Source organism: Thioclava sp. GXIMD2076 (assembly GCF_037949795.1).
Classification (GTDB): Bacteria; Pseudomonadota; Alphaproteobacteria; order Rhodobacterales; family Rhodobacteraceae; genus Thioclava; species Thioclava kandeliae.
Genome location: NZ_CP149933.1, coordinates 98,037 through 111,331, shown reverse-complemented (window position 1 = coordinate 111,331; position 13,295 = coordinate 98,037). Strand labels below are relative to the sequence as shown.

Annotated in this window: 10 protein-coding genes; 7 read left to right on the top strand and 3 right to left on the bottom strand. The window is 63.0% G+C overall.

Annotation, left to right across the window (positions count from 1 at the left end):
- Positions 1-2 precede the first annotated feature (2 nt).
- From WDB91_RS14455 to WDB91_RS14445, 3 genes are read right to left on the bottom strand one after another with little or no spacing between them, the layout of a single operon-like run.
- A complete protein-coding gene (locus WDB91_RS14455) occupies positions 3-914 on the bottom strand; it encodes an ABC transporter permease (protein ID WP_339114899.1) in 912 nt (303 codons plus the stop codon).
- Positions 915-935: 21 nt separating this feature from the next.
- Entirely contained in the window at positions 936-1,877 is a 942-nt protein-coding gene (locus WDB91_RS14450) for an ABC transporter permease (protein ID WP_339114898.1), read from the bottom strand.
- Positions 1,878-1,884: 7 nt separating this feature from the next.
- Complete coding sequence (locus WDB91_RS14445; RefSeq protein ID WP_339114897.1) at positions 1,885-3,477, bottom strand: ABC transporter substrate-binding protein; 1,593 nt, start codon at positions 3,475-3,477, stop codon at positions 1,885-1,887.
- A gap of 220 nt (positions 3,478-3,697) precedes the next feature.
- On the opposite strand from WDB91_RS14445, the gene WDB91_RS14440 reads away from it, so the two are divergent.
- From WDB91_RS14440 to WDB91_RS14410, 7 genes are all read left to right on the top strand, one after another.
- Positions 3,698-3,916: a hypothetical protein gene (locus WDB91_RS14440; protein ID WP_339114896.1), complete on the top strand. Its 219-nt coding sequence runs from the start codon at positions 3,698-3,700 to the stop codon at positions 3,914-3,916.
- 108 nt (positions 3,917-4,024) lie between these two features.
- Complete coding sequence (locus tag WDB91_RS14435) at positions 4,025-5,521, top strand: amidase (protein ID WP_339114895.1); 1,497 nt, start codon at positions 4,025-4,027, stop codon at positions 5,519-5,521.
- A gap of 9 nt (positions 5,522-5,530) precedes the next feature.
- Positions 5,531-6,889, top strand: coding sequence for a hypothetical protein (locus WDB91_RS14430; RefSeq protein ID WP_339114894.1), 1,359 nt, complete (start codon positions 5,531-5,533; stop codon positions 6,887-6,889).
- A gap of 18 nt (positions 6,890-6,907) precedes the next feature.
- A complete protein-coding gene (locus tag WDB91_RS14425) occupies positions 6,908-7,978 on the top strand; it encodes a phosphotransferase (protein ID WP_339114893.1) in 1,071 nt (356 codons plus the stop codon).
- A gap of 21 nt (positions 7,979-7,999) precedes the next feature.
- Positions 8,000-9,367 (top strand): aspartate aminotransferase family protein, encoded by a 1,368-nt coding sequence (locus tag WDB91_RS14420; RefSeq protein ID WP_339114892.1) that lies wholly within the window; start codon positions 8,000-8,002, stop codon positions 9,365-9,367.
- Positions 9,368-9,534: 167 nt separating this feature from the next.
- Entirely contained in the window at positions 9,535-11,721 is a 2,187-nt protein-coding gene (gene uvrB, locus WDB91_RS14415) for an excinuclease ABC subunit UvrB (protein ID WP_339114891.1), read from the top strand.
- Between the two features lie 129 nt (positions 11,722-11,850).
- Positions 11,851-13,278: an alkaline phosphatase D family protein gene (locus tag WDB91_RS14410; protein WP_339114890.1), complete on the top strand. Its 1,428-nt coding sequence runs from the start codon at positions 11,851-11,853 to the stop codon at positions 13,276-13,278.
- The last annotated feature ends 17 nt before the right edge of the window (positions 13,279-13,295 follow it).

Sequence of the window (13,295 nt, the reverse complement as noted above, 5' to 3'; positions counted from 1 at the left end):
TTTCAGAGGCGTTTCGCCATGCGCGGGTCCAGCTGGTCGCGCAGCACATCACCCAGCATGTTCACGCTCAGCACCGTCAGCGACACCATGACACCGGGGAAGAAGATCAGTTCGGGCTTGAGCAGGAAGAACTTGCGCCCATCGGCCATCATATTGCCCCATGAGGGAATTTCGGGCGGCACACCCGCGCCGAGAAAGGACAGGATCGACTCTGTCATGATGGCGGCGGCGAAGATATAGGTGCCCTGCACCAGTAATGGAGCGACCGTATTGGGCAGCATATGCCGCCAGACCATCTTGCCCATGGAGGTGCCCAGAACAGAGGCCGCTTCGACATAAGGCTCGTTACGCACACCCATGATGACGCCCCGTACCATCCGCGCCACGCGCGGGATCTCGGGGATGGAAATCGCGATCAGCACCGTGGTCAATGTGCCGCCCGAAATGGCGACCAGCGCCACCGCCAGAAGCACACCCGGAATGGCCATCAGCCCGTCCATCACGCGGCTAAGGATCGCATCGACCCATTTGAAATAGCCGGTCAGCACCCCGATGAGCATCCCGAAGAGGATCGAGATCACCACCGTGCCCGCTCCCACCAGAAGCGAGATCCGCGAGCCGTAGACGATGCGCGAGAACATATCGCGGCCATAGCTGTCGGTGCCAAGGATATGATCACCCGAGGGCGGCTGGAGCCGCACCGAGGGGTCTAGCTGGATCGGGTCATGCGCGGTGATCAGAGGCGCAAAGACCGACATCAATACGATGATCAGCAGCACCGCGCCGGAGATCCGCGCAGGCCAGCTGGAGAAGATGCCGCCGATCAGCGCGAAAAGACCGGAACTCGAGCGGTTTCCCTCCATCTCCGGCAGGGTGACAGACGCATCATCAAGGGCGGACGTATCGGATTTCATGAAAGATCTCCTGAGCTTGGGTCAGTGACGGATGCGCGGATCGAACACGCCATAGAGCAGGTCGACGCAGAGATTGATCACCACATATATGGCCGAAAACAGGAGGATCACGGCTTGGATGACGGTGTAATCCCGCGCCAGAACGGAATCGAGGACGAGCCGCCCGAGACCGGGGATGTTGAAGACCGATTCCGTCACCACCACACCGCCGATCAGCATGGCGATCGAGACACCGATGATGGTGATGATCGGCACGGCCGCATTGCCAAGCGCATGGCCCATCAGGACCGACCTTTCGCGCAGGCCCTTGGCGCGGGCGGTGCGGATGTAATCCTCGTTCATCACCTCGATGACATTGGTGCGCACGATGCGGGCAATGAGCGCGATATAAGGGAAACTGAGCGCGACGGAGGGCAGCACGAGCCGCTCGATAAACCCGCCGAAGCCATTGGCCAGCGGTTGGTAGCCCTGCACCGGAAACCAGTGGAGGATGCGGGCGAAGACAAGGATCAGCACATAGCCGATGATGAAGACCGGCACCGAGAAGCCCAGAACCGAGCCCGCCATCACAAGCCGGTCAAGCCATTTGCCCTGTTGCCACGCCGCGATCACGCCCAGCGGGATCGAGACGGCAATCGCCAGCACCACGGTGCACAGGCTCAGCGCCAGCGTGGGCCCGAACCGGTCCATGATGAGCGCGGTCGCGGGCTGGCCGGAAATCAGCGAGGTGCCCATATCGCCATGGGCCATATTGCCCAGCCAGATCACGAGTTGCTCGAGCAGGGGCTTTGTCAGCCCCATGCTCTCGCGTAGTTGCTCAAGCTGCTCGGGGGTCGCATTGGGCCCCGCAATCATCACCGCCGGATCCCCCGGCGACATGCGCAAAACAAGAAACACGATGATCGCGACCATAAACAGCACAGGGATGGCCGACAGGATTCGTTTGGTGATGAAAAGCAGCATGTCAGGATCACTCCGACTTGGTCACGTTCCAGAAGACGGGGGCTTCAGCCTCGGGCATGCCCTTCAGCTTGGAGGAGACCACGTTGATATTGGCGAATTCCCCCATCGGGATCATCACGACATTATCGATGGCCAGCTGGTCGATTTCCTTGGCGATCTTGACCTGGGAGGCGGTATCGGGCGCCTCGGCAAAGGCCGAGCGCAGCTTCTCGATCTCGGGCACATCCGGCCAGCCGAACCAGGCGCTATCGCCGCCTGCAGCCGTGCCGATGAAGCCCACCGGATCGCCCACATCGGGCAGCACATTGGTGGTGGAGAAGATGTTCCAGCCGCCCTCGGCCACCGGTGCCTTAGACGAGCGGCGTGCCACGACGCTGGCCCAGTCCATCGCGACCACATCAACCTTGAAGCCGCCATCGCGCAGCTGCTGGGCGATCACCGGGCCCTGCGGCGCAAGCGAAGCCAGATCGGTGGCCTGCATCAGCATGATGGGCGAGCCGTCATAGCCTGCCTCTTTCAGCAGTTCCTTCGACTTCTCGGGATGGGCGTCGATGACCTCATCGGCCTTGTAATCGGTGGCATAGGGGCCGGAGCAGCCGAACACGGCGGCACAGGTGCTCGAGCTGTCCTCGCCCGTGCCCACCTGCGCGTTCAGCATCGGCTTCTGACCAAGGGCTTCCATCGCCGCCTGACGGTATTTCAGGTTGTCGAAGGGCGGCTGGGTCCAGTTGAGGCGCACGAGGTTCTGGCTGCCCTGTTTGGCAAAGGCCTGCGTGTAGAAATCGGGATTGCCATCGACCAGCGGCAGAAGATCCTGCTGCACCTGCTCGATAAAATCGACCTCGCCCGACATCATCGCGCTCATGGCCGTCATCGGGTCGGGCATCGTGGTCCAGACGACCTTGTCCACATTAACGACCTTGCCACCGGCCATGCCGCTGGAGGGCTCGTCACGCGGAACGTAATCGGTGTTTTTCAGGAAGACGGCCTTCACGCCCGGCTGATAGGCATCCGCGTCGAACTTGAACGGGCCAGAGCCGATGGTCGAGGTGATCGGCGTGGAAATCGGCGTTTCGGCCACGGCCTTCTGCATCATGAAGGGCGCGATGCCGGACGGTTTCGACAGCGCCAGAAGCGCGATACCGGTCGGCTCGCCAAAGGTCAGGGTGAAGGATTTATCATCCACAACGTCCATGGATTTCATCAGCTTGGCCATCACCTGACCGGTCTTGTCGACCTGATCCCAACGCGCAATCGAGGCCACGCAATCCGCCGCCGTCACCGGCGTGCCATCATGCCATTTCAACCCGTCGCGCAGCGTGAAGGTGTAGGTCAACCCGTCATCGGAGACTTTCCAGCTGGCCATCTGCGGCTGGACCTTGCCCGCCTCGTCACGCGCCAGCAGCGTATCATAGATCATATAGCCGTAATTGCGCAGGATATAGGCCGTGCTGATCGCCGGATCGAGCGCCCTGAGCGGCGCGTTCATGACGGCGGTAATCGTGGTTTCGGCATGGGCCGCGGTCAGGGAGCTGGCGCCAAGAAGGGCTGAGAGCAGCGCACCTTTGAGCAGCCCCGAAGAGGACTTCGGAAGAAACATGATGATCTCCTGTTGGACGTCGTGCTTTGGATTGTTGGGGATTGTCGACAATCACTCATCCAGCCTAAGGGCAGATCTTCCGCGCAGGCAAGCTTGTGTTCCGCAAAGCCCGTAATTTGCCCCGATCACGCGCTGGTTGCAGACTTTTGACGGAAAAATTCCGGAATGATATAAGAGGCTTACTATCCTAATGATGATTTTTTAATCGTCTGAAATTTATATGGATTTCGTCATTCGTGCAGAAAATTCCGTCTATAACGGGCAGCTATTGATCTCTAAAATCAGTGGCTTGGCGCAAGCACCGGCGCTTGGCCCATTCTGCAGGACGGAACGTATTCCTTCTCGTAAACGTCAAAAAAATTCAGCATTGATAATTGTCGACAATCCAGTAGCGTTGACCCGAAAGCAGGAGTTTTCACGGCGTCATCCGCCTGCGTGATCAAAGCCCGCCCAGATGTTCCGGCGGGATCCTCCTGTATCCCACGCCACTGGCGCATCCTCTCCCGACCGGACAGGCGGGACCGGCGCGCCGAACAGGAGACACCGCATGACCGACACTCTGGATAAGCCGCAGGTAATGAGCTGGGATGAATGGTTCGCCCATGACGGGCTGGGCCTTGCCGCGCGCATCAAGGCGGGCGAGATCACCGCCGAGGAGGTCGCATCGCAAGCCGCCCGTGCCATAAATGGTGTCAATTCCGAGATCTCGGGGGTGATCGAGGTCTTCGAGGATGCGGTCGCCGACAGCACCGTCAACGGGGCCAATCCACAGGGCGCCTTCGCGGGCCTGCCCTTCCTGATGAAGGACCTTGGCCCCACCGTGGCGGGCCGCCTGCAAGAACAGGGCTCGTTCTATCTGCAAGGCAACCGCCCGCAGAGTGATGCCTTCCTGACCACAAGGATCAAGGAGGCCGGTCTCAACATCATCGGACGCACCACAACGCCCGAATTCGGCTGCTGCAGCTCGGCCGAGAACCCCGCGATGTATGTCACCCGCAACCCGTGGGATACGGGCTTTACGAGCTGCGGCTCCTCGGCGGGCTCGTCGGTGATGGTGGGCGCGGGCGTGCTGCCGCTTGCGCATGGCACCGATGGCGGCGGCTCGATCCGTATCCCTGCGGGCTGCTGCGGGGCGATCGGGCTAAAATCCTCGCGCGGGACCTTCTCCATCGCGCCGGTCAATTCCGATTTCACCTCTGTCGTGTCGACCCAGGGCTGTATCTCGCGCACGGTGCGCGACACGGCGGCCTTTGTCGATAATTGCCGCGGCGGTGCGCCGGGCGAATTCATACCCTTCTGGCATCCCGAAAAGCCCTTCCTCGAGCAGATCAAGGCCGACCCGAAACCGCTGAAGATCGCCGTCTCGCATGAATGGGGTCCCTATGCGGCCACGCCCCATATTGCCGCCGAGCTGACCCGCGTGGCGGAATTTTTCGAGAGCCTCGGCCATCATGTGGAATTCGTCACGCCAGAGGTCAATTTCGAGAAAGCCTATGCCGCGCAGACCACCTGCTATATCTCGAATTTCGCGCAAGTGGTGAATAACCTGTTGCGGATGAAGGGCTTGGAGACGCCGCCCGAGGATCTCTTCGAGCCGATGAATATCCGCATCTGGGAACAGGGCAAGGATATCAGCTACACCACCCGCGCCGATATGCAGCTCGATTTCAACACCACCGCCCGTGCCTTTGGCGCGGTCTATCAGGACTGGGACATCCTGCTGACGCCCACCACCGCACGCGAGACCCCCGCGATCGGCACCACCGAATATCTGACGATCACCGAGACCCCCTCGGCGCTCGACTGGTTCCAGAACCTCTGGGGCTTCTTCGCCTATACGCCGCTCAACAATCTTTGCGGCACGCCGGGCATGTCGCTGCCGCTGGCCGCCCATGCCAATGGCCTGCCACTGGGGATGCAGATCCATGCCGCCATCGGCAATGACGGGCTGCTGCTGCAACTGGCGGCACAGGTCGAGCGCGCCATCGACGGCAAATGGAACCAAGGGCATCTGCCCAAGGTCCATGTGACCAAGCTCGGATAAGGCCCTGCCATGTGTGATACGATGCTGGTGCTGGGCTCCCTGACCCGAGACGGGCGCAGCTATTTTGCCAAGAACTCGGACCGCGAGCCGAACGAGGCGCAATATCTGACGAGGGTCGAGGCCGCGACCCATGCACCAGATGCCCGAGTGCGCGCGACCTATATCGACCTGCCGCAGGTGGGCCGCACCCATGCCTGCCTCGGCTCGCGCCCGTGGTGGATCTGGGGCTTCGAGCATGGAGTGAACGAGCACGGACTGACTATCGGCAACGAGGCGGTCTGGTCGCGCCTGCCTGCCGGTGCCGGCCCGAACCTGCTGGGGATGGATCTGTTACGCCTGACGCTCGAACGCGCCTGTGATGCCGATGAGGGGCTGGAGGTGCTGACCGGCCTGATCGAGGCGCATGGTCAGGGCGGGGCTGCCGCGCTGACCCGCGAGATGGTCTATCACAATGCCTTCCTTCTGGCCGATGGCCGCACCGGCTGGGTCGTGGAAAGCGCAGGCCGCCACTGGGTTGCCAAGCGGGTGACGGGGTGGGCCACCATCTCCAATGTCTATTCCATAGGGTCCGATTATGATCGGATCTCGGATCGGGCCGAAGCCTTTGCCACAGCGCAAGGCTGGCACGAGGCTGGCACGCCCTTTGACTGGGCGCGCGCCTATACCGATACCACCCGCGCCAATCTGCCCAGCTGCCGCGCGCGGCTGGCCATGTCACGCGCGAAAGTGGAGGGCCTGCCCAAAGGCGAGATCGGTCTGGGCGAGATGATCGAGGTTTTGCGCGATCATGGCGATGCCGCTGACTGGTCTCCGGGCGGCGATGGTCAGGCCTGTGTCTGCATGCACGGGGTAAGAGCTGATCTCGGCTCGGAGACCGCCGCCTCGATGATCGTGGCGCTGCCTGCGCAACCTGATGCCCCGCGCGAGATCTGGGCAAGCCTTGCCTCGCCTTGTCTGTCGGGCTTCATTCCGCTCTGGCTTGATTGCGACCTGCCGCATGACTGGACCCAACCCGAGGAGATCACCGATCCCGATCAATGGTGGGATATCGAGCGTCTGCAACGCCTGATCGAGCCCGATTACATCTCCCATGCCAGCGCCTTGCGCGCCCAGTTCAACGGTATGATCCACAAGGCGAGGGCCGAGCTGGCTCTGGCACAGAACGCCGATAGCGCCACGCGTAACGTCATCACCCAGCGCACCGCCCGCGCCTATCGGGAGATCGTCGATGCGGCACTGCAGGACCACGCCGACCGCCCGCAAAGCCCCGATGCGCGCGGGCCTTATCTGGCGGATCTCAACCGCGCGATCCCGCGCACCACCCGAAGCGTGCGCGAGGCACTCGCTTTGCACCCCTCCCATCCCTAACCCAGAACGGAGGCCCGTTTGCCCCCCGCCACCGACTCCCGCATCACCGAGCAACCGCAGATCGACCTCGGCGCGCTTTCCGCCGCCTGCACGCGGATCGAAGCTTCGAAGGCCGCCAAACTGGCGCAGGAGATCTGGGGGATCGAGGGCCAGCTGACGCGGCTCGATACCGAGAAGGATGACACTTTCGCGCTTATCTCCTCGGGCACCAAGCTGATCTTCAAGATCGCCAATCCTGCGGAAAGTGCGCAGGAGCTGGATCTTCAGGTGAAAACGCTACTGCATCTGAAGGCCCGTGCCCCCGATCTGCCGGTGCCGCAGGTGCTGCCCGCGCGTGATGGCCGTGCCTTGGTGGCACTGCCCGGCCCCGATGGGCCACGGCTTGCACGGATGATGAGCTATCTCGAGGGCGATGTGCTCGATACCCTCCCCCCCGTGGCCGCAGAGCAATACCGGATCGGCGAGATCAACGCGCGGCTGCGGTTGGCCATGGCCGATTTCCGCCACCCCTTTGCCGCCCGCCAGATCGCATGGGATGTGCGCCACCTGCCGGCGCTTGCGGGGCTCCTGGACCATGTGGACGACCCGTGCCAGCGCAAACCGCTCACCATGGCCTTCGACCAGATCACCGCGATGGCAGACCGGATCAACGCCCTGCCCCGCCAGATCCTGCATAATGATTTCAGCCGCTCCAATCTCCTTGTGGACCGCACCCGGGCGCAATCGCTGACCGGCATCATCGATTTCGGCGATGTGGTGGAAACAGCCGTGGCCATTGACCTCTCGACCGCGATGCTCAACCAGCTGCCGCGCGACGAGACAGAACTGGGCCATGAGGAGATGTTCACCGGCGCCACGCGGCTCTTCGAGGGCCATATCGCCCATGCGCCCCTCGGCCCCACCGAGCGCCAGCTGCTGCCGCATCTGGTCTTTGCCCGCGTGGTCACCCGCGCGCTGCTGACCCTCTGGCGGGCCAAGAAATTCCCCGAGAACCGCACCTATATCCTGCGCAATACCAATCAGGGCTGGGCCCAGCTCGACTGGTATCTGTGTCAGGACCCCGCCAAGCTCTCCACTCGCCTTCTGTAAAGCCACTCCAAGGACCTTCCCATGAATGTCGTCTCCCCCCAGCCCCCACAGATGCCCGCACAGACGGGCGGCAAAATGGTCAACGCTTTCGATCCAAACAGTCTCGACCATCTCGACCCCGCGCTCCGCCACGCGATCAAGCGGCGCTCGCGGCTGCTCGGCCCCGCCTACCGGCTCTTCTATCAGGAGCCGGTCGAGGTCTGCCGTGGTCAGGGCACGCGGCTCTGGGACAGTCAGGGGCGCGAATATCTCGACGCCTATAACAACGTGGTCTCGGTCGGCCATTGCCATCCGCATGTGGTGGAGGCGGTGCATCGCCAGATGTCCACGCTTTGCACACATACCCGCTACATACAGGAAGGCATCCTGACCTATGCCGAGGCGATGCTGCCCAGTTTCGGCGGGCGGATCGGGGCGGAAGGGCATATGATGTTCGCCTGCACGGGATCAGAGGCCAATGATCTGGCGCTGCGCATCGCCAAACACCATACGGGGCGGCGGGGGATCATCGTCACCGAAGAGGCCTATCACGGCAATTCGGAATTGACGGCGGGCTTCTCGCCCTCGCTGGGCGAGAATGCACCCTTGGGCACATGGGTGCGCCGCATCCCCGCCCCCGACAGCTACCGCCACGACCCCGCCACACTGGGCCGGATGATGGCCGAGGCGATCACCCGCGAGGCGCATCTTCTCAAACGCCATGGCGACGGGCTGGCGGCCTTTGTCGCCGATAGCCTGTTTTCCTCCGACGGCGTCTATGCCACCCCCGAGGTGCTCAAGCCGGTGATCGAGGCGGTCCATGCCGCGGGCGGGCTGTTCATTGCGGATGAGGTGCAATCGGGCTTTGGCCGCTCGGGCGAGGCGTTCTGGGGCTTCCAGCGCCACGGGATCGACCCCGATATCATCTCGATGGGCAAACCGATGGGCAACGGCTTCCCCGTGGCGGCCATTGCGGTGGCCCCCGAGGTGGTGGCCGAGTTTGGCCGTGATATGCGCTATTTCAATACGTTCGGCGGCAATGGCGTGGCCATGGCTGCGGCCAATGCCACCCGCGAGGTGCTGATTGGCGAGGGGCTGCAAGAGAATGCGCGCAAGATCGGCGCGGTGCTGCGCGAGGGGATCGCGGCTATGGCCAAGACCCATGACAGCATCGGGGATGTGCGCGGCGCAGGCCTCTATATCGGGGTGGAGATGGTCAGCGACCGCGCGGCAAAGACCCCCGATGCGACGAAAGCGGCGACCATCGTCAACGAGATGCGCAAACGCCGCGTGCTGATCTCGGCCACCGGCCCCGCGGCCAATGTGCTCAAGATCCGCCCGCCACTGGTCTTCTCGCAAGCCGATGCCGACTGGCTTCTGGACACGCTGGAAGAGGTTCTGGCCCTGTAACGGCTGCTCCTATGCGCAAGAAAGGTCCGGTTCGCGCGATCCGGACCTTTTGGCATTGACCCGCGCGAGAAAATATCGTGAACATCCGCCCAGACGGCAAGCAGCACCTCTTGAAAGCCGCCCCCCTCGGGCCACATCTAAGGCGCAGCCCCGATAGGTAGAGGTTCATGCCCCATAACAACACCAATCTTCCCACCGAACGCCCCGATGTGCTGACCAAGCCCAAGCTGGAAGGCGGGCGGCGTTTCGTGATGCATTCGGAATTCTCGCCCGCAGGCGACCAGCCAACGGCAATTGCCGAGCTGAGCCAGGGCGTGCGCGACGACGAGCGCGATCAGGTGCTTCTGGGGGCAACGGGGACCGGCAAGACCTTCACCATGGCCAAGATCATCGAGGAGACGCAGCGCCCCGCGATCATCCTTGCGCCCAACAAGACGCTGGCCGCCCAGCTTTACGGCGAGTTCAAGGGCTTCTTCCCAGAGAATGCCGTCGAGTATTTCGTATCCTATTACGATTACTACCAGCCCGAGGCCTATGTCGCCCGCTCGGACACCTATATCGAGAAGGAATCCCAGATCAACGAACAGATCGACCGGATGCGCCACTCGGCCACCCGCGCCCTTCTGGAGCGGGACGATGTGATCATCGTGGCCTCGGTCTCGTGCATCTACGGTATCGGTTCGGTCGAGACCTATTCGGCCATGACCCAGGATCTGAAGGTGGGCGAGCTTTACGAGCAGCGCAAGTTTCTGGCCGATCTGGTAGCACAGCAATACAAGCGTCTCGACGCGGCCTTCGTGCGCGGATCGTTCCGCGTGAAGGGGGATACGGTGGATCTCTGGCCGGCCCACTTGGAAGACCGTGCATGGCGGTTCTCCTTCTTTGGCGAGGAGCTGGAAGCGATTACCGAATTCGATCCGCTGACCGGTGCCAAAGCCGACAGTTTCGAGCAGATCAGGATCTATGCCAACAGCCACTATGTGACGCCCCGGCCCACCCTCAATCAGGCCACCAAAGGCATCCGCAAGGAGCTGGGGCTCCGGCTCAAGCAGCTCAATGACGAGGGCAAGCTCCTCGAGGCCCAACGGCTGGAGCAGCGCACCAATTTCGACCTCGAGATGCTCGAGGCCACAGGCGTGTGCAACGGGATCGAGAACTATTCGCGCTATCTCACGGGCCGTGCACCGGGCGAGCCGCCGCCCACGCTGTTCGAGTTCATCCCCGATAATGCCATCGTGTTTGCCGATGAATCCCACGTCACTGTGCCGCAGATCGGCGGCATGTATCGCGGCGACTACCGGCGCAAGTTTACACTGGCCGAACACGGGTTCCGCCTGCCATCCTGCATGGATAACCGCCCCCTCAAATTCGAGGAATGGGACGCGATGCGTCCGCAGTCGATCTTCGTCTCGGCCACGCCCTCGAAATGGGAGATGGAGCAGACCGGCGGGATCTTTGCCGAACAGGTGATCCGCCCCACCGGCCTTCTGGATCCGGTGATCGAGATCCGGCCCGTCGACACCCAGGTCGATGATGTGCTTGACGAGATCCGCAAGGTTTCGGCCAAGGGGTTGCGCACGCTGGTCACCACGCTGACCAAACGCATGGCCGAGGATCTGACCGAATATCTTCATGAACAGGGCGTGCGGGTGCGCTATATGCATAGCGATATCGACACGATCGAGCGGATCGAGATCCTGCGCGATCTGCGGCTCGGGGCGTTCGACGTGCTGATCGGCATCAACCTCCTGCGCGAGGGACTCGATATCCCCGAATGCGGGTTGGTCGCGATCCTCGATGCCGACAAGGAAGGCTTCCTGCGTTCGACCACCTCGCTGATCCAGACCATCGGGCGCGCCGCGCGAAACTCCGATGGCCGCGTTATCATGTATGCCGACAAGATCACCGGCTCCATGCAGGCCGCTATGGACGAGACCGAGCGCCGCCGTGCCAAACAGATCGCCTATAACGAGGCGCATGGCATCACGCCGCAGACCGTGCGCAAGAATGTCGAGGATGTGCTGGCGGGGCTCTATCAGGGCGATACCGACATGTCGCGCGTTACCGCCAAGGTCGACAAGGTCAAGCCGGGTGCCAACCTGCAGGCGCATCTCGACAGTCTGCGCATCGAGATGCGCAAGGCCGCCGAGAACCTCGAATTCGAGGAAGCTGCCCGCCTGCGCGACGAGGTCAAGCGGCTGGAGGCTGTGGAGCTTGCCGTCTCGGATGATCCGATGGCACGGCAATCGGCGGTGGAGGAAGCCTCCGATGCCGCCACCAATGCCCGTGGCCGTTCGACCGCCGGTCGCCCCGGCCAGCGCGGCGGCAATGTGCAGCGTCGCAAGAAGCGCTGAGCCCGCAGCCACACGGCGGCTAGCGCCGGCCCGCCACCGCCGGCCCGCATCCGCCGCGCATCCGGTTAGGCCGGTGGATTTCGCGGGGCCCTCTCTGGAGTGGCGCGCATCAGTGCTTATATAACCACAATGAGCATAACTCCGATCACTGGCCCCATTCTCTTTCTGGACGAGATCACCGAGACCTCGTGCAAGATCGCGGCCCTCTTCATCGCGCCCGAGGGCGTTACCGTCCCCGATATCTATGTCGGAGACACCGCCATAAAGGCGACGCCCTTGGCGCATTTCGCCAAGGCGGTGGTCTGGCGGGCGCGGTTCGGCCTGCCTTTGGGAAGCCGAACCGGCTATGAGTGGAACGGCACCCGATATCCCGTCTCATGCGAGTATTCGGATGCGCCCCGCATCGGTTATGTGTCCTGCAATGGCGAAGAGATCGGCGATCTGCTGCGGGAAGGCTCCGAACGCAATGCCATGTGGGCCCGTCTGCGGGAGGATCATCGTGCACGCCCCTTCGTGCTTTTGCTGCATGGCGGCGATCAGGTCTACGCGGACGAGGTTACCGATGGCCATGCCCTGACCGAGCGCTGGCCGGAGGAGGTGCCCGAAGATCCGTCAGAACCCGAGCTGGCGGGCCTGCGGGACCATCTTAAAGAGGCGTTCTTCGAACGCTATTCCACGCTCTATGCCGCGCCGGAATTCGCCTGGATCGCGGCCCGCGTGCCCTCTCTCATGCAATGGGATGACCACGATATCTGCGACGGCTGGGGCTCGCTTCCTGCGGCCAAAACACATTCGGCAATTGGCCAGACACTGTTCTCGGCCGCCCGCGAGAGCTTCCTGATCTTCCAGCAGGCTGCCGCGGACGGCGATCTGCCGCGCCGCTTTAGCGACCCCCTCGGGCAGCATCTCGGCTGGCGCGTCGAGACCAAAGGACTACGCATCATCGCACCGGATTTGCGCTCCGAGCGCAGCCGCCGCGCGATCATGGGGCAAGGCGGCTGGGCCATGATGGAGGAGGAAGCCGCCCGCAAGATGCGCGGGCACACGTTCCTGATGTCGAGCGTCCCGCTTCTGGGGCCGAGGCTTTCGGTCCTCGAGGCGCTGATGGTTCTGACGCCCAGCATGCAGAAATACGAGGATGATCTGCGCGACCAGTGGCAGAGCCGCGCCCATCGCGCCGAGTGGCAGCGGATGCTCCGGCTCGCGCGGTCGATGGTGCTCGAGGACGGGCATCGCCTGACGGTGCTTTCAGGCGAGATCCATCTGGCCACGAGAGGCCGCATCGATTTCGCGGCGGGGAGATCACTGCAACAATTGGTGGCCTCGGGGATCGCCCATCGCGCCCCGCCCCGCGCCTGGGCCAACCTGCTGGGTGCGCTCGCATGGCTGGGCGAGGCCCCGCTGGAGGGCCACCCGATCCGCATAACGCCACCGCCCGGACAGGCGCGCCGCTATGTCGCACAGCGGAACTATCTTCGGCTGGAGGGGCGGGAGAAGACGTGGTCTGCCTCGTGGGAATTCGAGGAGAGCGGCCCAACCGAGCCTCTGGCGCTCTGATCCGTCCGGCAGGGCCG